At 42.2% G+C, this 22303-nt stretch carries 12 protein-coding genes and 1 pseudogene; 8 read left to right on the top strand and 5 right to left on the bottom strand.

The window, feature by feature from the left end:
• Positions 1 to 47: 47 nt before the first annotated feature.
• The 3 genes and pseudogenes from CLV32_RS19000 to CLV32_RS18990 form a co-directional block, all read right to left on the bottom strand.
• Positions 48 to 1325: a nucleotide sugar dehydrogenase gene (locus CLV32_RS19000; protein ID WP_133558504.1), complete on the bottom strand. Its 1278-nt coding sequence runs from the start codon at positions 1323 to 1325 to the stop codon at positions 48 to 50.
• Between the two features lie 264 nt (positions 1326 to 1589).
• Positions 1590 to 2479, bottom strand: a pseudogene (locus CLV32_RS18995) (SDR family oxidoreductase).
• Positions 2480 to 2503: 24 nt separating this feature from the next.
• Positions 2504 to 4039, bottom strand: a complete 1536-nt coding sequence (locus CLV32_RS18990; RefSeq protein ID WP_133558502.1) for an FAD-dependent oxidoreductase — start codon at positions 4037 to 4039, stop codon at positions 2504 to 2506.
• Positions 4040 to 4223: 184 nt separating this feature from the next.
• On the opposite strand from CLV32_RS18990, the gene CLV32_RS18985 reads away from it, so the two are divergent.
• The 8 genes from CLV32_RS18985 (at position 4224) to CLV32_RS18950 (ending at position 20561) form a co-directional block, all read left to right on the top strand.
• Positions 4224 to 8348 carry a hybrid sensor histidine kinase/response regulator transcription factor gene (locus CLV32_RS18985; protein ID WP_243732359.1) on the top strand — a complete coding sequence of 1375 codons (4125 nt, stop codon included), beginning with the start codon at positions 4224 to 4226 and terminating at the stop codon, positions 8346 to 8348.
• 83 nt (positions 8349 to 8431) lie between these two features.
• Positions 8432 to 11509 (top strand): SusC/RagA family TonB-linked outer membrane protein, encoded by a 3078-nt coding sequence (locus CLV32_RS18980; protein WP_166641984.1) that lies wholly within the window; start codon positions 8432 to 8434, stop codon positions 11507 to 11509.
• 6 nt (positions 11510 to 11515) lie between these two features.
• The gene (locus CLV32_RS18975; RefSeq protein ID WP_133558500.1) at positions 11516 to 13000 is read left to right on the top strand and encodes a RagB/SusD family nutrient uptake outer membrane protein; all 1485 of its coding nucleotides are present in this window, start codon (positions 11516 to 11518) and stop codon (positions 12998 to 13000) included.
• Positions 13001 to 13096: 96 nt separating this feature from the next.
• Complete coding sequence (locus tag CLV32_RS18970) at positions 13097 to 14155, top strand: glycoside hydrolase family 130 protein (RefSeq protein WP_133558499.1); 1059 nt, start codon at positions 13097 to 13099, stop codon at positions 14153 to 14155.
• Positions 14145 to 15443, top strand: a complete 1299-nt coding sequence (locus CLV32_RS18965; protein WP_243732358.1) for an MFS transporter — start codon at positions 14145 to 14147, stop codon at positions 15441 to 15443. Before CLV32_RS18970 ends, CLV32_RS18965 begins: the two co-directional genes overlap by 11 nt.
• 9 nt (positions 15444 to 15452) lie before the next feature.
• Entirely contained in the window at positions 15453 to 17162 is a 1710-nt protein-coding gene (locus CLV32_RS18960) for a glycoside hydrolase family protein (RefSeq protein ID WP_133558497.1), read from the top strand.
• 146 nt (positions 17163 to 17308) lie between these two features.
• Positions 17309 to 18724: a DNA/RNA non-specific endonuclease gene (locus CLV32_RS18955; protein WP_133558494.1), complete on the top strand. Its 1416-nt coding sequence runs from the start codon at positions 17309 to 17311 to the stop codon at positions 18722 to 18724.
• Between the two features lie 61 nt (positions 18725 to 18785).
• The gene (locus CLV32_RS18950) at positions 18786 to 20561 is read left to right on the top strand and encodes an aminopeptidase P family protein (protein WP_133558492.1); all 1776 of its coding nucleotides are present in this window, start codon (positions 18786 to 18788) and stop codon (positions 20559 to 20561) included.
• Here the strand turns inward: CLV32_RS18950 and CLV32_RS18945 are convergent.
• Positions 20554 to 21756: an anhydro-N-acetylmuramic acid kinase gene (locus tag CLV32_RS18945; RefSeq protein ID WP_243732357.1), complete on the bottom strand. Its 1203-nt coding sequence runs from the start codon at positions 21754 to 21756 to the stop codon at positions 20554 to 20556. The genes CLV32_RS18950 and CLV32_RS18945 overlap by 8 nt on opposite strands.
• Complete coding sequence (locus tag CLV32_RS18940; protein ID WP_133558490.1) at positions 21756 to 22280, bottom strand: DUF6702 family protein; 525 nt, start codon at positions 22278 to 22280, stop codon at positions 21756 to 21758. The genes CLV32_RS18945 and CLV32_RS18940 overlap by 1 nt, the downstream gene beginning before the upstream one ends.
• Positions 22281 to 22303: the final 23 nt, after the last annotated feature.

Raw genomic sequence — 22303 nt, 5'->3', positions numbered from 1 at the left:
TAAATAATCTGTCACGTTAATTACCCTTTTATAGGTATTAGTGGTAACTAAAGCCTTACATGAACTAAATCCCGATGAATGAAAGATTTTGTATCAAAAATCAATGCATTTTGCAGCCGGTATTTCTGATAGTCTATCGCAAGAAACTGATGATGAGACACAGCAATGATCACAGCATCATAGCTGTGCCCTGTCAGTGAATCCAATAATCTGAAGTGATATTCTTTCTCTACTTCATCGGCATTTGCCCATGGATCATACACATCCACTTCCATCCCAAACTGCTTCAATTCCGTATAAATATCAATTACCCGTGTATTCCTAATATCCGGACAATTTTCTTTAAATGCAAAACCAAGGATTAGTGCTTTGGAGCCTTTCATTACCGTTCCGCGGGCAATTAATAACTTTACAATTTTTCCGGCAACAAATATCCCCATATTCTCGTTAACCTGCCTTCCTGAAAGAATAACTTGTGGGTTATAACCAAGCGCATTTGCTTTGTAAGCGAGATAATAAGGGTCAACCCCAATACAATGTCCACCTACCAATCCAGGTTTGTATTTTAAAAAATTCCATTTTGTAGCCGCAGCCTCTAATACATCAGTAGTATCAATATCCAGCTTATCAAAAATCAAAGCCAACTCGTTTACAAAAGATATGTTCACGTCGCGCTGCGCATTTTCAATTGCCTTTGATGCCTCGGCAACTTTTATACTTGGTGCCTTATGGGTTCCCGCAGTAATAATCGACCGATACAATGCATCAACCTGTTCAGCAATTTCTGGTGTAGAACCAGATGTAACTTTCTTAATTTTAGTTAATGTATTAATCTTGTCCCCGGGATTAATCCTTTCAGGAGAATAGCCACAAAAGAAATCCTTGTTAAACTTTAAACCAGAATGTTTTTCTAAAACAGGCACACAATCTTCCTCTGTGCAACCAGGGTATACGGTTGATTCATAAATAACCACATCGCCTGGAACGAGGTATTTTCCGATCTGCTCAGTTGCAGCCAATAATGGCTTAAGATCTGGTTGCTTATATTGGTCGATTGGAGTAGGAACGGTAACGATATAGACCGAGCAACCCAGTAGGTCAGACTCATCTGAAGATAGCGCAAGACCTTTTGATTTCAACACCGTTGTCAAAGTTTCAAGATCCGCCTCTTTAGTCTTGTCGACACCCTGCTGCAGGTCAGTAATCCTAGCCGCATTAATATCAAAACCCAGCACATCAAATTTCTTGGCGAATTCAATTGCTAGTGGCAATCCGACATATCCCAACCCAATAACAGCAATCCGACCTGACGATAATAAAGACATAGGCGTAAAAGTAGGAATAAAAACTTAGACCTAAATTCATCTGCAAGCCAGTACATTTACACACACTCATATTCAGTACCAGATGTGCCTGATACGGCTCTTAAAAGTATTTGAAATGCAAAGGCACCGGTAAGGATTTTCCAAGGACAAATTACCCTTTGCGGACCCTATTCATACCCTATGCATACCCTACTTGTACCCTATTTCGATGCCTTTCTTATCTGATCCTTTACCTACCCATTACCTATCCTTGTCATACTCCATTTAAATCGTTATCCTACCCCCTGTCACAGGTATTGTTGCCCCTGAAATATAACTCGCTTCATCAGCCGCCAAAAATACATAAGCATAAGCAACCTCAACGGGCTGGTCCGGTCTACCCATAGGCGTATCCTTTCCAAAATTCTCTGGTTCCGGCATAGTTGATGGAATCAATGGTGTCCAGATTGGTCCGGGCGCAACTGCATTTACACGGATGCCATTCCCGCCCTCTAACAAAATCTGACTTAAGTTTGCCGTAAAGTTTTGTATTGCTGCTTTAGTTGCAGCATAGTGTATAATACTGGTGTAGGATGGTAAGCGTTCACCGATGCGGTATTAATTATATTACTGCCGGGCTTCATGTGCGGCTCCGCTGCTTTACACAAATAAAACATCGCTGTGATATTGGTATCAAAAGTTTTCTGCCATTCATCAGATGGAATTTCCTGTAAGGTCTTCCTGCCCATTTGGAACGCCGCATTATTCACGAGGATGTCAATCTGACCAAATTTGGATACAGCCTGGTCAACGATATATTTACAATGTTCCTCGCTTCTAATATCTCCTTTTATTACAATCACTTCCCTTCCTGCTTCTAAAACATGCGCAGCAGTGTCCTGTGCATCCTGATCTTCAGGATCATCCAAATAGCTTATCAAAACATCAGCACCCTCCCGTGCAAAAGCTATAGCAACGGCTTTACCTATCCCAGAGTCTGCACCAGTGATGATGGCTTTCTTCCCGGCTAATTTTCCTGTGCCCTTGTAAGAAAACTCTCCGTGATCGGCCAGTGGCTTTAGCTCAGCCTCTGTGCCAGGAACATTCTGTTTTTGAACCGGAAAAGGTGGCACTGGATATTTAGTTGCCGGATTATTCGATCTATTATTCTCCATAAAAACACAATTAAGTTTAAAAATTTAATTAATAACATTTTTGCCGACCAGATTTTTTCTCGGCGGGCCGCTGATTACTTGTCCTTGCAGATCAAACCTCCCCCCGTGACACGGACAGTCCCAACTTTTCTCTTCAGCATTAAATTTTACAGTACACCCTGCATGTGTACAAGTGGGGTTTAAAGCAGTAATCTTTCCTTGATCATCTTTATAAACAGCAAGCTGATCACCTTTATAATCCACAACTGCTCCTGTCCCTGCGGCTAAATCCTTAAAAGAATCAATGTCTTCAGCAGCAAATCTGTCTGCCACAAAATGGTAAGCAACATCAGCATTCTCTTTAATGAATTCTGAAAATCCAGCAACCGGCTTGATGCGTGAAGGACTAAAAAGCTTTTGATACTTATTTTCCTTTCCTAAGATAAGATCACTAATGAGCTTACCGGCTATAGTTCCAAGCATCATTCCGTTCCCATTGTAACCTGTGGCGACGTAGGTATTTGATTCACCAGGTATCAAACCGATAAAGGGCAGTCCGTCTGAAGGCACATAATATTGTGAAGACCACTTGTAGTCAACACTTTCCACATAATAATATTTTCGTGTGTAGTCCTCTAATGCTTTAAAAGCTTGCTCTGGATTTTCATGTCCTGTCTTATGATCTTCACCACCTAAAATCAAATAGGGTTGCCCCTCAATTTCATGCGTCCTGAAATAATGGTAAGGCTCCTGCATATCATAAACCAATGCTTCGGGATAATCCCCATTTTTAAGTTTTATTCCAAGTACATAGCTACGGTATGCCGCGCATTCAAAATTGAAGATGGTAACACCAGGGGGCACGTGTGTAGCATATACCAAACTTTTACCGGCAATGCGTTGTTCGCCCACATGAGCGATCTGCAAATCATCTTGCGAACTCACTTCCGAAACAAAAGCCTGATCTAGAATCACTCCTCCCAAATCTATAAATTCCTGCAGCAGGCCTTTACAGTATTTTAAAGGATGAAATTGTGCCTGATCTTTAAATGACACGGCAAACTGCATCTCCACGGGAATGCCATTGTCACGCGTTTCAACAGCATCGACACCTGCCCTTCTTGATGCTTCAAGGATCTCCAGCAATTGCTTTGTTTCCTTTTCAGTTTCAGAATAAAGAATGCCTTCGCGGTATTCCAGATCACATGCGATGCCATAAGTACGCGTCAGTTCCTGAATGGTATCGATTCCTTCTTTTCCTGCTTCTGCAAAAAGACGCGCCTCTCCATCTCCAAAATCTTTTTCCACTTCAGGATAAGTGGTATCGAAAAAAGTATTCAGATGTGCCGTTGTACCTCCGGTTGTTCCGAAACCAACACCATTCCCGTCTAAAAGAATACATTTTTTCCCCTGTTGCTGTAGCAGGATCGCCGTGGTCAGTCCTGTGATCCCCGCACCAACAATGACCACATCAAATATTTTAGCTATGTCCAGTGCAGAATCGCTGTATGACGACACCACTTCTGATTGCCACAGACTTACACAGTCGCCATCTCTTAGGTTAATTTGCTTTTGCTCCATTGTTCCCCATTAATTTCAGTAGTCAACGCCTGTGCTTTACAATTTGTTTACCGAAATTTCTTCGAGAACTTTTATGGAACCCGATTGTTATTGCGCTGTCCAAAGCTGATATTCAAGGTCACAATGTGGTTAAGAAATAGGAGCTTATCTTTGGTTTCCCTACCTTGTAAATCCATATCTAAGAATGAAACTTTTTTTGTATTCCATCTTGTTCTGTCTAACGATGTCAGTTGGTGTTTTCGGGCAAAAAATGCAATCTGCACAGGCTGAAACTTTCTATTATCAGCAGATGGACAATAGAAATGGCTTGTCCAACAGTGCCGTGAACATTGTCTTGCAGGATAAAGATCAATTGGTTTGGGTCGGCACTTGGGATGGCCTAAATATGTATGACGGCACCGACTTTAGGATATTCAACTACAATAACGACACGCAGTCAGGAAGTATAGGAAACAATGTAATCCAGGATATCAAGGAAGACTTGGACTATAATGTATGGATCAGCACTATTGGAGGGATTACCAGATTTAAAAAGTCTACCGGCACATTCTATCGTTATTTCTATAACCAGAACAAGAAGAATAGAATTGCTGAAAAGGAATATGAAGTAGCCGTTACCGGAAACGGCCAGGTTTTCTGCTACAGCAAATCTGGCGGACTCAGCCATTTCGATGAAAAACAGGATAAGTTCCTCCCGATGAACTTGCCCCTAAATGGCCGGAAAGTCATAAAGGTGGAAGGTGATCAACAAAACAGACTTTGGCTGATGCTTGATAACGGCGATCTTATTCTTGCAAAAATAGATAGCTCAGCAATAACGTTAGTCAAACAATTTCCTGGACATCGGCTCTATAAAAGTTTTTTCCTGATCAATGGTAAAGTACTGCTTGCACGGAATAACGGACTTGATGAACTAAATTCCAATGATCAGATTAAACCATTAATCGGACAAACAGATGGAGTCAAGGCTATCGCCTGGTATCACAACAACTATGTTATTGCCTGGGAGAATCAGGGGATCAGCACGTTCGACCCTAATTTTAGGCCCTCAGCATTTATGACAACCGAGGTTAGACAGCTGGCCGCAACTCGCGTAACAACGTTGGCAGTAAATAAAGGGCAGGTCTTATGGGTTGGAACAGACGGAAATGGACTGATTAAAATATATCCGCGTTTAAATCATTTTGGACTCATCAATACCGCTAACGGATATGCGCTGAGTAATCCTGTCCGTGCATTTAGTGAAACGAATGGCGAACTATGGATCGGCACTAAAGGAAAAGGCATCTTAAAGATCAATAACTTCTGGGCAGCTAACCCTGTAGATCAGCGTAAAGAAAATATCAACACCGGTAATGGCCTTCCCAATAACTCCGTCTTTTCTCTAAAAAAAGGATTAGACAACGTAATGTATATCGGGACAGATGGTCAGGGAATTAATATTTACGACCTGCAAAAAAAGAAGATTATCCCGTGGTCAAGCATCAAAGGCACTACAAAACTTCCCGTCTTCAGTTCGGTGTACGCCATCCTGCAAGATCCGGATAGCTCGCTTTGGCTTGGGACAAGTGGCAGCGGCTTAATCCACTTATCGCTTAGCCGGACAGAAAACGGCGAATTCAGCGTCAAAAATTTCAAACAGTATTTATCTGCCGATGCTACAGGCCCTGCTAACGATATCATCTATGCCCTTGCAAATGGTCAGGACAACCGGCTATGGATTGCCTGCCGCTATGGGGGATTGAGTGTTCTCGATAAAAAATCAGGCCAGTTCAAAACATTCAAAGCCTCTGCCTACCAACAAAGCCTTTCCAATAACGACGTTCTTTCCCTGTATCGTGATCATAAAAACAATCTTTGGATAGGCACAAGCTATGGCCTAAACAGACTAACACCTGAAGAGTCTAAAAAAACGCAGCCGATTTTCAGGAAGTTCATTATGGCCGACGGACTCCCTAATAACACCATCCATGCTATTGAAGAAGCTGCCGATGGCGATATCTGGGTAAGCACAAACAAAGGCCTCGCCAGGCTAAATGCAGAAAATCTTGCCATTGCCAGTTTCAGAGAAAGCGATGGACTTCAAAGCAATGAATTTAGTGATGGGGCCGTATGGAGATCTGCCACAGGCCATATTTTTTTCGGAGGTATCTATGGTTTTAATTACTTCATGCCCCAAACCATCAAAGGCAATACACAGCAGCCAAATCTGCTGGTATCCATGTTACAGATGGGTGGTCAAACACTAAATCCAAACAGGCTGCAGATCTTAAGCACTTCCCCTGGCGATATCCCCGCATACACTTTAGAACGAAAAAGTAATTTCTTTCAGATCAGCCTCAAATCCATGAGCTATCTCAATCCTGAAAAAAATGAATTCTCCTACAAGCTGGAGGGACTCGACAAAAACTGGAACTACTCTGGCGCCATGGGAAATGTAATGTATAACAATATTCCGCCAGGAAAATACCGAATGATGGTAAGATGGTCCAATGGTGAAGGTATCTGGACAGAGGGCATCGAAGTTTTCAATCTTAAAGTTGAGCAATACCTCTGGTTAACTTACCCGGCAATTGCCTTATATCTTCTGATCATTCTGGCATCGGCCTATGCATTCCATGCTTATCGTAAAAACAAACTTCAGATGCGCTATCGATTGGCGATGGAACACCTGATGCGCGAAAAGGACGAGAATGAGCACCAGCAACGAATTAACTTTTTCACAAATATTGCCCACGAAATCCAGACACCTCTTACAATGATTATGGGATCGGTAGAGCATTTCCTACAATCCAGGAAGAATGAATTGTTCAGAAATAAAGAAAATAACTACTTCCTTTCCATCGTTCATCAACACACTGTAAGATTGACCTATCTGGTTCAGCAACTTCTGGAATTCAGAAAAGCAGAAGCGGGTTACCTGAAAAGAAACGATGACTATGTCGACCTTACCAAAATGCTCAACGGATTGGCAGAACTGTTTAGGCCACAGAGTGAAAAATCAGTACGCCCATATAACATCCGGGTTCAGGATGGAATTGCGGGATTTATAGATAAGGACAAGTTTGAAAAAATCTTGTACAACCTCTTATCAAATGCATTTAAACATTCAGACATAACCGACGAAGTAACGTTCGAGGCCATATATACAGAAAAAGACCACCTGCTCAAAATACAGGTTTCAAACTCGGGATGTACGCTGGACCCGCAAGATCTGGATCATTTATTCGATAGGTTTTTTGTAACCAATGAACAGAAGCAAAAGAAATTCAGCACAGGTATTGGCCTGGCATTTACCAAAGAGCTCGTGAACCTGATCGGTGCCAGGATCAACGTCACTATAGAACAAAACTGGATTCATTTTACGTTGCTTATTCACCTGGAGGCCATCGCTGTAGCCGGTAAAGAAGATGAAGTGATCACCTCAGCGCCTTCATATGTTTACGAATCACTGGTAAAACAATTTGAACAGCCCTCAGCGGAACATGAGAACAAGAATAGCCTGATCGACGAACTTCATCAGCGGGCAGAACACAGTATTTTATTAGTTGAAGATGAACCTGAGCTACGATACCTGATCCGTAATGTGTTAAAAGAGCAATATATTATTTACGAGGCAGGAAACGGTACCGAGGCGTTAGCCTTCTTAAAGAAAACGATTCCCGATTTGATTATCAGCGATGTGATGATGCCTGATATGGACGGCTTGCAATTATGTGCCGAAGTCAAAAACACACCTGCCACCGCGCAAGTCCCATTCATCATCCTTTCGGCAAGAGGCTCAGTAGAAAATAAAGCCGAAGGTTACGAAGTAGGTGCCGATGCTTACATCCCTAAACCTTTTCATATCAATTATTTGCATGTACGCATCAGGAAACTGCTCGATTATAAACTAAAAATGGAGCACCTGATCAAAGACCAGCATATCAGTACCCAGTTTATGGATGCTGATATTGAGGATACAGATAAAAAATTCCTGGAATCACTACTCAAAGTGATTGAGAACAACTTGAACGAACCTGAGCTTAATGCCGCCATGTTGGAAGATGCTTTGGCAATTAGCAAGATGCAACTCTACCGGAAATTAAAATCTCTAGCAGGGATGACACCAGCTGAGTTCATCAAACGAATCCGGTTAAAACATGCTGCCGATATGCTCCTTGCATCACAGTTTACAGTTTCAGAAATCTTTTACCGCACTGGGTTCAATAATAGATCTTACTTTTTCAGAGAATTCAAAAAGATCTACCAATGTGCACCCAATGAGTACCGTCAACGTCAATTTGAGGCCTATACGCCTATTTTGTAACTATAGTGAACTAGTTTGAAACTATAGTATACTACTTCAAAAGTGTATCCATATACATTTGCCTTAACCAAATATTAATTCATATGAAAAGAAGCCAATACTTATCGCTCGGTTTTGCATTATTGATGTTATTTACAGGTTTTACCGCAATGGCACAAGTCAGGATTACGGGTAAGGTTGTAGATGAAACCAACTTGCCGGTACCAGGCGTTACCGTCCAACAGGCAAACACTCAAAACAGAGCAGCAACAAATAAAGATGGTGTATATACCATCACCTTACAGGAAGGTGGCAGTCAGTCACTCATCTTTACCTACATCGGTTACCAATCTGTTACGATGCCATTTACCGGTAGTGCGACGATGAACATCAACCTGAAACCGAGTTCTTCAGATCTAAATGAAGTAGTTGTGCTTGGTTATACTAGCCAGAAAAAATCAACCGTTACCGGATCTATAGGGACGGTAAATATGGCGGAAGCAGAAAAACGCCGCGTACCAGATGTTGCACAGCTCCTGCAAGGTCAGGTAGCAGGTGTACAGGTTACGCAAAGTACTGGTGCGCCTGGCGATCCCATCAATATCCGTATTCGTGGAGAGGGAACCATAGGGAATAATAGTCCTCTATTTATTGTAGACGGTGTCCCATCGAGAGATATCTCTTTCCTGAATACAAATGACATCAAGTCTTTAACAGTGCTTAAAGATGCATCCGCAGCAGCAATCTACGGATCGCGGGCATCGGCCGGTGTTGTTGTAATCACAACCAATCAGGGCGTTGCCGGAAAATCGACTTTAGATCTCAACTATTTCAACGGGATTCAAAAGGTTACCAATTTGCCACACATGCTCAATGCGTCGCAGTACTTAATGAAATCTGAAGAAGCATGGAACAATGCTGGCTATACTGGCACAAATCCTTATACCGCCGAAAAAGCCCGGACAGACCTCTCCAACACAGACTGGCTGAATGAACTGTTTGATACTGGTCGCTCACAAAGTGCACAGCTTACTGCCAGTGGCGGATCAGAAAAAGTGACTTACCTGCTTTCTGGTGGATTTTACAAACAGGACGGTATTGTAGTTTACAACAATGACCAATATCGCAGGGTTAACTTCAGAGCTAATGTAAATGCTAATGTCACAGATCGCTTTAAAGTGGGTACAAACCTGCAAATCTCTAATGAAATGCAGGATGCCTTATCGTCTAAAGGTGATGCTCCAGGGATTATCCGCCACGCTTTCTTAAGACCACCAGTTTTAGGTGTATATAAAAACACTACTGACCCTACTTATTCTGCAAGAAATCCTTTTACAGATCTTCCTTTCTACAAAAACAACAATTTATCAGCAGGTGGCTGGGATGCCAATTTCGAAAGATCTCAGAATCCTATAGCTTTAGCCTATTTCAGCAATGATACACGCAACAACTTCCGCACTTTTGGAAATGCTTATGGCGAATATGCACTACTGGCAGACAAATCTTTAAAAATCAGAACCAACCTGGGTGTGGATTTATTATACAGACATAATAAAGCCTTTTTAGAAAATTTCGGCGATGATGACGGTAGCGCAAATCCTCTTGATGCTGGTCAGGGAAGAATCAACCGACCAAATGGTTTGAACGAAGAACGCGGTCAACAGACAAATTTTACCTGGAACAATACGCTGAACTATGATAAAACTTTTGGTCAGCATGCAATCAGTGCATTAGTCGGAACAGAATATATCAGCAACAAATCAGATGCAATCTCCGCGTCCAGAAGACGGTATGACTATACGTCAGGATCGTTTCAATATATAGACTTCGGTAGTACCGCAAACGACTTATTTAACGGCGGTTCTGGTGCCGAATCCAGCCTGTTCTCTTTATTTGCATCAGCAACTTATACCTATGCAAACAAATACTTTTTAACCGGTAATTTAAGAGCTGATGCCTCATCACGCTTTGCCGAAAATAACAGATGGGGCTATTTCCCTTCAGTATCTGCAGGATGGAAAATCTCTCAGGAAGGTTTCATGAAAGATGTAACCTGGATTTCTGATCTGAAGTTAAGAGGAAGTTACGGTCAGTTAGGAAATCAAGAAATCGGTGATTACAGCTATCTGACCCTGATTCGGAAAGACGGCGACAAATATGTAACTGACAGGTACGGAAATCCAGACCTTAAATGGGAAACGACAACACAGGCAAACATAGGTTTGGATCTGGGTCTGATCAAAAATAGCCTCTACATCACCGCCGATTATTTCGATAAAAAAACAACTGGTATTCTACTTCCGGTGTCATTACCTAAATTCGTTGGCGATGTAAAACCTACAATTGTTAATGCAGGCGAAGTAAGAAACAAGGGTTTTGAGCTGGGCATCAACTATACCAACAACAACAATGCTTTTAAATATACCATCAATGGTAACCTGGCAACATTAACAAATGAAGTGACTAAACTTCATCCTAACCTGCCAACTATCATTGGTCCGGTAAGCAGAACAGCGGTGGGACATGCACTTAACGAGTTCTATGGCTATCAAATGGTAGGCATCTATCAGAACAGAGCCGAAATCACTAATTACCTCAAAGGAACACCAAACCCATCTGAACAACCCGGCGACATTAAGTTTGCAGACCTGAACGGAGATGGTGTGATCGACGACAATGACAGAACTTATATTGGAAGTAACATCCCAAAACTAACTTATGGTTTAACCCTTTCTGGTTCTTACAAAGGATTCGACATCTCTGCATTGATCCAAGGTGTTCATGGGATAGATAAGTACAACAACCTGAAACAGATTATCGACTACGATACCAGACCGTTTAACCACACCACCGCAGTATTAGATAGCTGGCACGGTGAGGGTACATCGAATACCATTCCAAGGGTAAGCTTTACAGACAATGGTAGTAGCCGTGTATCTAGTATCTATGTTGAAGACGCTTCATACTACCGCTTAAAAAATCTTGAGATAGGTTACTCTTTTGGGGCAGCAGTGAAAAAACTGAAACTTGGGGTACAGGATATCCGGATTTATGCCTCCGGACAAAATTTATATACCCACACTAAGTACACAGGTCTGGATCCTGAATCTATCGATGCTGTTGATTATGGTACTTATCCGCAATCAAAAGCTTATTTGTTTGGTATTAACGTTAAATTCTAAATCACTATGAAAACCATATATACATCATTATTTGCAGTGCTGTTAATCCTCACTGTAAGCTGTAAAAAAGAATTGTATAAAGATCCGATCGGCCTGTTAACTCCTGATCAGGTAAATACAGACCCAACGGCAAACACACTCACGTCATCTGTAACATCTTCTTACCAAATGCTCTCGAATACCCTCAATTTATTAGGTCAATGGGACTGGGCAAACGGTACAGTGTTCAGAAATGATTTTATCGTTCAGGATATTGCATCTGATGATGCCATGAAAAAATGGGCTCAGGATGGTGATCAGGCATGGATGGATGAAGTTGACAACTTCAGGTTCATCTCTACAAATCAAGCATTCAATGGTATCTGGAGTTATGATTACGAAGGTGTATCAAGAACTAACCTTGCATTAAGCTACCTGACTGACGACGCCATTGTAACCAAAGTTGGCTTAAGCGCTGCGATTAGAAACCGATCGCTTGGAGAAGCTTATTTCCTGAGAGCCTATTACTATTTTGACCTGGTCACAAATTTTGGTGATGTTCCCTTAGTCCTAAAACCGCTTGCCAACTTTAATGATGCCTATGATGTGGCTAAAAGAATTCCTAAAGCGCAGATATGGGATCAGATTAATGCCGATCTTACTAAAGCGAAAGCTTTATTACCGTCCTCGAAATTTTCTGACGCTACGGATAAATGGCGCGTGTCTAAAGGTGCAGTAATTGCTTTACAGGCCAAATCTGCCTTATACAATGAGAAATATGCCGAGGTAGTAAGTCTTGTAAATGAATTGCAAACATTAAACTTCTACAGCCTGAACACAAATTACTTCGATAGCTTTGATCAGACCAAGGAATTCGCCGATAATGAAGTGATCTTTGCCTATGATCACCAGTCTGGAAAAACCCCTAAAAATGGCAATGGCTATTGTGCTCCATTAGGCTGGGGATTTTTTGCACCTACAGCGAATTTTATCGCTGCTTTCGAAACTAACGATCCGCGTTTAGGATATACCGTTGATGTAAGCAAACAAAACATCTACAAATTGCTGGGTGATAAAACAGGTGCCAACAAAGGAAATGACGATGCCGGTAGCAACAAGATTTATATCCGTTATGCCGATGTGCTCCTTTGGAAGGCTGAAGCGTTAAATGAGACTGGTGATACTCAGGGAGCAGTCACTATCCTTAACCAGATTCGTGCAAGAGCAAGAAATACAGTAACCATTACAGGCACTACTGCTCCAGCCGGAACCTTACCGGATCGCCCTGCTTCTTCAGACAAGACCGTTGTTAAAAATTGGCTGATGCAGGAAAGACGTGTAGAGCTTGGCTTAGAAAGTCAACGCTTCCTGGACCTGAAAAGATGGAAAACGGCAAAAACAGTATTGACTGCTCAAGGCAAAAACTTCCAGGATAAAAACTACCTGTATCCTATTCCTCAGGGAGATATCGACAAATCCGGAGGAACAATCACACAAAATCCAGGTTATTAATTCCTGACTTCAATTCTTAAAGAAACAGATCGTATAAGCGCATGCCGACAAGGCCTGCCGCTTGTACCGTCTTGCACAACTTAATCCTATATGCTGATGAAAGACCTTGCTCAAAGATTTTCCCAAAACCCATTGTTAAGTCCCGCAGACCTTAAACCAAGTTTAGAAGGACTGGAAATAACCTGCCTGCTTAACCCCGGTGTATTCACCTTTCAAGGAAAAACATGGTTATTGGTACGCGTGGCAGAACGCCCATCGCAACTTGAAGAAATTATATCGTTCCCTATCCTAACCCCAACTGGGATAGAGATTATGACCATTGAAACGAGTCACCCTGAACTGATCGCCACTGATCCTCGAGTAATCAATTTTAAAGGGCTCGATTACCTAACCACGCTTTCTCATTTGAGATTACTGTGCAGTGAAGATGGCGTCAACTTCATTGAACCCGCGGGATATAACCTCTTGCAAGGCGAAGGTAATCTGGAATCTTTCGGTATTGAGGATTGCCGGGTGGCGTTGATAGACGACACGTATTATCTTACATTTACCTCAGTATCTGAAAATGGTGTTGGGGTGGGTCTGAAGACAACAAAAGATTGGAAGACCTTCAAATCAGAGGGCATGATTATCCCCCCACACAATAAAGATTGCGCAATCTTTGAAGAACGAATTAATGGAAAATATTATGCCTTACACCGCCCGAGTAGTGTCGATCTGGGGGGCAATTTCATTTGGCTTGCCGAATCGCCTGATGGCATCCATTGGGGCAGGCATAAATGCATCATCAAAACCCGCAAAGATCACTGGGATAGTAAACGTGTTGGTGCAGGCGCAGCACCCATCAAAACTGAAAAAGGCTGGTTGGAGATCTATCATGGCGCAAACGCCGAACACCGCTATTGCCTAGGCGCTTTTCTGATGGACCTCAACGATCCCTCAAAAGTTATTGCGCGCAGCGAAGAGCCGATTATGGCACCTACCGCTGAATATGAAGTAAGTGGCTTTTTTGGACACGTCGTTTTTACAAACGGACACGTGGTGAATGGTGATGAACTCACAATATATTATGGAGCTGCAGATGAATTTGTTTGCGGCGCTAAGTTTTCAATTGAGGAGATTCTGTCCTCATTAACCTATCATCATGCTGAATAAATTAAAATCTGAAATCACGCATTTTAAGGATCAGACGCATAATTTCAAAATACTTACGTTGACCAACCTGATTTATAGCATTGTGTTACCGGTAATCGATATTTTTGTTGCTGCCTATGTTATGCGGAGTTCCAACGACCCGACAAAGGTAGTGGTTTACCAGTTAACAATCTATACTGGTATTCCCATAACATTCCTGATTAACGGATGGCTCTTAAATAAATTCCCGATCAAAGTGCTGTATTCGCTCGGAATGGTACTAAGCGGAGTGTCTATGATGATCATGATGTCGCTGAAAACCTTGGATATTACAGGTGTCGGAATCGCAGGGATCGTAATGGGCATGTCTTTCGGGTTCTATTGGGCCAACCGCGATTTCCTGGCTTTGGCGATTACAAATGATAAGAACAGGAATTATTACTACGGACTTGAAACGTTTTTCTATACCATAATTGCGGTAGTCATTCCGGTAATGATCGGTTGGTTCATTGAATTCTCTGCCAACACAGGCGACGCAAAACTGGCGTATAAGATTGTTACAGGAATTGTATTTGTTATTACCATACTTGCTTCGATCATGTGCTTCAAAGGCAAGTTCAACAACCCGACCAGCAAAAAATTTATCTATTTTAAGTTTGATCCATACTGGTACAGATTGATGTTTCTTGCGGTATTAAAAGGATTAGTACAGGGCTTTCTGGTAACTGCGCCAGCAATGCTGATTATGCTATTACTGGGCAAAGAAGGTGCGCTCGGTACCGCCCAATCAGTAGGCGCTATATTTGCAGCTATCCTCATGTATATCATTGGGCGAAAAACAACACCTGAACACCGGATTTATGTATTCGGTGCAGGATTAGTTTTATTTACTATAGCAGCCCTGATCAATGGAGTCTTATTTAATGGAACTGGAGTGATCTTGTTTATGCTGTTTTTATTGCTTGCTAAACCGCTGCTGGATTTGGCTTATTTCCCGATACAATTTAGTGTGATCGATATCCTGACAAAAAAAGAAAAGAGAAGTGAATTTGCCTATATCCTGAACCACGAAGCAGGACTATACATAGGGCGTTTGTCGGGCGCAGGAACTTTCCTGATACTTGCCTACACTTTCTCTAACGAAATTGCACTCCGTTATGCCATTATTATTGTAGCGGTATTACAACTCAGTTCTTATTGGGTAGCAAAAGGTATCATCAGAAAAGGCAAAATCATGAACGGCGAATTTGCAAATCACACACCAACAGAAAACCAAATTGATGCTAAAGTTGCTGAAGCAGCTATTTAATAGAATGATATGAAAATGAAATTTCTTCCGCTCACCTGCCTCCTTTTTCTTTTTACCACCACTGCCTTTACACAGGTTAAACAAGTCGATATTCCCAGGGTAAATCAAATGGCTGATATACCACAGGCCCTACAGATTATAGACTGGAGAAAGATGGCCTTAAAATTTGACAAAACAGTATATGACTTCAACGCAAAAGGCAAATACTGGCCTTTAGTCTGGATGGATAGTACAGGCAAAAATTTTAAACAGCCGGTATTAGGTATGTATACCGCAATCGGTGATGTCAGACAGGGAGCCGCACATAATAAGGGTATGTTTCATGAAGCGCTTACCAACATGGGCGCTGTATTAGGTGCCTCTCTTGTTGGTATCGATAAGAGCAATCAGAACGGTATGAACTATGTAGCCATGCTTAAAAACTATTATAATATCGATACCGGATGGGATATTATGATGAACAATACGGCGCCCGAAGTTGCCTTATTGGGTGGCGGGTATGGGCGCGACTGGTGGTATGATGTATACCCGAATTTGTTGTTTTACGCCATCTACACCAAATACCCTGCACAAAAAGATTTTGATAAAATTGCCAGAAGCATAGCAGAAAAATTCTTTAAGGCCGATTCCATTCTGAATGGGAATTACAATTATTCCTATTTTGACTACGGCAAAATGAAACCGATGACCAATACCATTTGCGCTCAACCTGATGCCGCTGCCGGTCATGCTTATGTGCTTTACGCCGCCTACAAAAAATTCGGCGATCCGCGTTATCTGAAAGGTGCAATTAGCGCGATGAAAGCATTGGAAAGTCAAAAAATCAATCCTACCTATGAACTATTAATGCCCTTTGGAGCTTACCTCGCAGCAAGGATGAACGTTGAGCAACACACAAATTTTGACCTGGCCAAAATGCTGGATTGGACTTTTGCAGGCACGGCCGTTTGTCGCGAAGGCTGGGGCTTTCTTATCGGAAATTGGAATGGCATTGATATATCCGGAACAGTAGGAAGTACAGTAGATCATGGCGGTTATGGTTTTTTAATGAACACTTTTGATGCTGCATGGCCCCTGGTCCCTTTAGTGAGATATCAGCCGGCATATGCCAATGCGATTGGTAAATGGATGCTAAATGCGGTTAGCGCATCGAGATATTTCTATCCGCAATATATGCCTAAAGAACACCAGACACTACCAGAATTTGCCGAGGTTACAAAAGGAGTGATTGCCTATGAAGGAATTGCTAAAACCTCTACTTTCGATACGCTATATACTAAGTTGCCTTCTCCGGTAGCACAGGGTGACGGACCTAAATGGGTTCCTGGCCAAAATCCAAATGTTTCCCAATTTAGCGTTTATGGCAGTGGCCATGCAGGAATTTTTGGAAGTATTGTGAAAGAAACAAACGTAAAGGGAATATTGGAGTTGGACGTTCTGGCGACAGACTTTTACAGAAACAACGCCTACCCGACCCACCTATACTACAACCCATATACATCGACAAAATCTATAACCTTAATTTGTGCTGAAAAATCCGACCTGTACGACTCCATAAATCACAAGTTCATAGCAAAAGGAGTTAAGGGTAAAACTTCGGTTACCATCAATGCAAAATCGTCTGTACTGATCGTATCCATTCCCGCTTCAAAGAAATCGAGCGCTAAAGGAAACCAATTGCTTGCGAGCGGGATTGTTATCGATTACCAACTTAAATAAATTCTTGAGGTCTGAAAAGCGGAAAATTAACACAAACTACACATTGGCTTTCGATTTTTTACCTAATTTTGCAGGAAAGAATCTACAATTGCTTAGATTTATAATCTGAATTCGCCCTCCTAATTTTTGATTAAAAGAAAGCATTGATGTCTATTAAAAATTTCATTCTATATGCCGGATTGGCAATAGGGCTGGCGGGCTGCGCAAAATCGACAACGGAAACTGCACAAGATCCGGTATTGTCTACTCCTAAATCTTATAAAATTACTGAGGATTTTGAAAACGCTGTAAAAGGAGCTTATGCCCTTGGCGATGCAACTATGCCGACCGGCACGTGGAGCATGGACAACGCCTTGATCGGAAACCTCGCTGCAGATTTAAAAAATGGCAATAAGAGCGTACGCATGCGCAGTGGAAAAATCTCCATGAATTTTGATATTGAGGGCTTAACCATGGTATATATTTCCCATGGAAAATACGGAACAGATCCCGCATCAACCTGGCAACTGTATGTATCTGCTGACGGCGGAACAAATTATACTGCACTCGGCGCACAAATTACCGAAACCAGCACTAAGCTGGTAACAGATTCTTTTAAAGTAAGCATCCCTGGTAAACTACGTTTCCGCATCACCAGTGCAGGATCAACAGATGCCGCACGGATTAACCTGGATGATATCATCTTCAAAGGAAGCGGCGATCCGGGAATTGTGGTTGGAACTCCAGATACTGCGCCCGCAGATACTGTGAAAACTACAACTCCGGAAAAACCACGTACTGTAGTCGCAGGAGCAGATGCGCAACCGATGAGTGGAGATAATAGCAATATGATTTTTGGAAATCCGTCTAACGCAACCTCTGCCACAGCGGATAACTTTTACATTGATCAAAAATATTATACTGAGTCTTATAGTAATTCACGTGGCACGCCAAATTGGGTGAGCTGGCATTTAGATGCAAGCACCGCTTCCAATGCAGTGAAAAGACTAGATAACTTTGCCGGTTTTAGTGGGCTCCCTGCAAGTTATTACATTGTCCAAAACACCAGCTACTCCGGTACTGGTTTTGACAGGGGACATAACTGTCCTTCTGGCGACAGGACAAGCTCTACTAACGCTAACAGTGCAACGTTCTTGATGACTAACATGATTCCGCAAGCGCCGCAAAATAATCAACAGACCTGGGAGTCGTTAGAGTCTTACCTCAGAGCTCAGGTTATCCTCGGCAATGAAGTATTCATTATCATGGGAAGTTACGGAGCTGGTGGAGTTGGCTCTAATGGATCAGCGACAACCATCAATGGTGGAAAAGTTACCGTTCCATCAAATGTCTGGAAAATCGCAGTGATTTTACCTGTTGGGAACGGAGATCTCCAACGAGTTGATGCAAATACCCGGGTGATAGCGGTTAACACACCGAACATAAACACCATTGATAAAGACTGGAAAAAATACCGCGTGACCGTTCGTGACATCGAGAAAGCTACCGGCTATAACTTCCTTTCCGCATTGTCACAAAGTGTTCAGGATGCTGTAGAAACCAAAAAAGACACGGCCAATTAAAAAGCTTTATAACAGAAAATGCTAGCTTTGTTTGATTGAATATTAGGTTAAACAGCACAACATGACTTATAAAGAAAAACTTAGCGAGATCCGCAGACAGATAAAAGCAGACCAGGTGGATGCTTATATCATTCCATCTGCAGATCCGCATATCAGTGAATACCTTCCTAAATATTACAAATGCATCCCTTTTGCCTCTGGCTTTAGGGGATCTGCCGGTACATTGGTAATCACACATGACTTTGCCGGACTCTGGACAGATTTCAGATATTTCGAACAGGCAGCTGAAGAGCTTGAAGGAAGCGGTTTTGAACTCGTTAAACAAAAGGTACAGCATGCCCCCGAATACATCCAATGGTTGGGAGAGCAGCTACGGCCTGGCGCCATCGTTGGCGCAGATGAACAATTGCTCTCTATTTTATTGGGCGAAATGCTGACAGAGAAATTAAACTTAAAAGGCATCAGCCTGGCCAACAAAGACTACCTCAGTCCGATCTGGGCAGACAGACCAGCTTTACCTATTGAGGCTGCGTTTCTACTCGAAGACGAACACACCGGCGAATCAATAAAAGATAAATTATCCTCAATCCGTACTGCGCTAAAGGCGTCGTCTGCTCAGTGGCATCTTGTATCTTCTTTAGATGACATGGCATGGATTTTTAACATCAGAGGTAAAGATGTCAATTACAACCCCGTTGTGCTTAGCTTTGCCTTAATTAGCCAAACTGAAGCAACTTTATTTATAGACCTGAACAAACTGGATGAGGCCGCAAAAACTACATTACAAAACTGCGATGTAACACTTGCACCGTATACCAGCATCGAGCAGGCCCTAACCGAAATTCCTGAAGATTCTTCCATTTTTATTGATCCTAAAAGGAATTGCTTTGCTTTTTCCAAGCTCCTGCCCAAATCTGTAAGGATCATAAAAGACACCAATCCATCAACAAACTTAAAAGCCGTTAAAAATACTACCGAGCTGGCTAATACCCGTTCTGCAATGGTTAAAGATGGAGTTGCTATAACACGCTTCTTAAAATGGCTTTCTGAAAACATCGGTCAAACAAGAATTACTGAACTTTCGGCAGCAGCGAAACTGCAGGAATTCAGAAAAGCGCAGGAAGGTTATATCGGAGACAGCTTTAATACGATCAGCGCCTATGCCGCCCATGGTGCGTTACCACATTATGGCGCCTCAGCAGAAAGCGATGTAGAAGTTGAGCCAAAAGGCTTATTTCTTGTAGATTCTGGCGGTCAGTATTTTTATGGCACCACAGACATCACCCGTACAATTCCTATGGGACCTACTACGGAAGAAGAAAATACGGATTACACGCTTGTTCTTAAGGGCATGATCGATGGATGTAAAGCACGCTTTCCTAAAGGAACATGCGGGTACCAGATTGATGCCATCACCCGTAAACCACTATGGGATCACGCCATCAATTATGGCCATGGAACTGGTCACGGTGTAGGGTATCTGCTTAACGTTCATGAAGGTCCTCAGGTTTTTAACCCAACAAACAATCCAGTAGCTATAGAACTGGGAATGATTACTTCCGTGGAGCCCGGCGTTTACAGACCAGGGAAACATGGAATTAGAATAGAGAATCTCGTCAATACCATTCAATCGGTAAGCAACGAGTTCAATGATTTTTATGCGTTTGAAACGCTTACTATAGCTCCAATCAGTACAAAGATCGTTCAGAAGCACCTGTTGGAACAGAGCCAGATCGACTGGTTGAATCTATACAACGGCATCGTATACGAAAAACTAAGTCCTTTGTTAACCGCCGAAGAGGCTGAATGGCTGCGGGCAGAAACCCAGGCTATCTAGGCAAACTGATTTTACCCATAGCTACAGGCAACAAACCTGAAGTTGTTGGATATTGAAGTGCGGCTCCGCTGATACATTCGTTCGCCAATACAGCAAATAATACTGCTTCCTTGGCATCCGGATCAATGTCCAGCAGAGCCGTACTTTTTATACTGAGTCCAAGCTTTGCTTCAAGCTGTTGCCGAAGAAAAGTGTTGTGCATGCCACCACCGCTGATATATAAACTAAAATCCGTGTTATCCGGAATACAAGCAGATAGACCGAGTTCAATCCCTGCGACGGTAAAAGCAGATAATGTAGCCAGCACATCTGCATTCGTCAATTCAATTAATCCAGCTTTACCTAAAACATTATCCAGATAACTCAAGCTGAAAACTTCGGGGCCTGTCGTTTTTGGAAAAGACCGCTTAAAAAAGGCATCATCAAGTAATAGATTCAACAATGACTCGTTTATCTCACCGGCAGCAGCTATGCTCCCCCCATCATCATAGCCTAGACCTGGGTACTCCCGCTGTACAAATTGATCCATTAACGTGTTCCCTGGTCCCACATCTGTAGACATTACCGCCAGCCCAGAACCAGTCGCAGGCAAATAGGTAAAGTTTGAAATTCCCCCGATATTTAGCAATACCCGGTGTTCAGTATCGCTCGAGAATAACAGGTAGTCACCATAAATCGATAAAGGTGCTCCCTCACCACCCGCAGCCACATGTTTCTGCCGAAAATCACTGAGGGTTATTATCCCAGTTTTCACAGCAACATGATCCCCATCACCGATTTGAAAGGTAGCATTTGGATAAAACTCCAGACCATGTTGATGTTTCGGCGCATGGTAGATGGTTTGTCCGTGACTGGCTATTAAATCAACATCTGTCACCTCAACATTCCAATCCCCGAGGCATGCTAACACCATCTCCCCATAGATATTACCCAGATAAGCATTCAATACTGTAACTTGTTCCAAATCAACTCTGGGTTTAGAACTGATCAGCTTGAGTGCCGATTTCAGTTCCGAACTATAACTTATCGTCCTGAAATTAAGAAGCTTAACCTGAGTTTCCAATCCATAACCACTAAACTCACATAAGGCAATGTCAAGCCCGTCCAATGAAGTGCCAGACATCAGCCCCACAATTTTTCTTGAAGATGCAGATCCAATTTTGGATAACTGACTCAAATACGGATTCATAGTCATTAAAAATCTGTGTTTAACCTTCTGTTCGGATAGTCTAGTTTAGCACTCTTTCGATTACCACCAACCGTAAAATGAACGATATTGGTTTGATCATCAAACAAGTCATAAAGAATAGTATTTGTCGTTTCTAATTTTTTCAGACTTTTTACTGGTTCTGTTTCCACATACACTACTATGGCCTCGTTGTCCCGCTCAAAACCAACATAGGTTAAGGCTAACGCTTTCCCATTTCCTTGAAATGCCAGGTTAGTCAACACATATTTTTTTACGAGTTCTTCCATTGCTTTATGTTGAGTAGCGGCAGAAAGATCTACTTTTTGCCTAAAATTCTTGGCTAGCACCGTCTCGAAGTCGTCGGTAAAGATCCTGCAGCTAACTTCAAGTGTTAAAGATTTTGCATTATACTCCACTTCTGTGGAACTCAGGTGAAACGGATGTTTTTTTTCTGCTTTTACTCCTTCCGGGATTAAAATTCCGCAAATCAGGTAACAAATTAGTATCGTTTTTTTGAATATCGCCATCATGCGTGGATTATTTTTTCTGTTTA

The organism is Pedobacter duraquae (assembly GCF_004362245.1).
Classification (GTDB): Bacteria; Bacteroidota; Bacteroidia; order Sphingobacteriales; family Sphingobacteriaceae; genus Pedobacter; species Pedobacter duraquae.
This window is presented reverse-complemented; position numbering and strand designations above follow the sequence as displayed.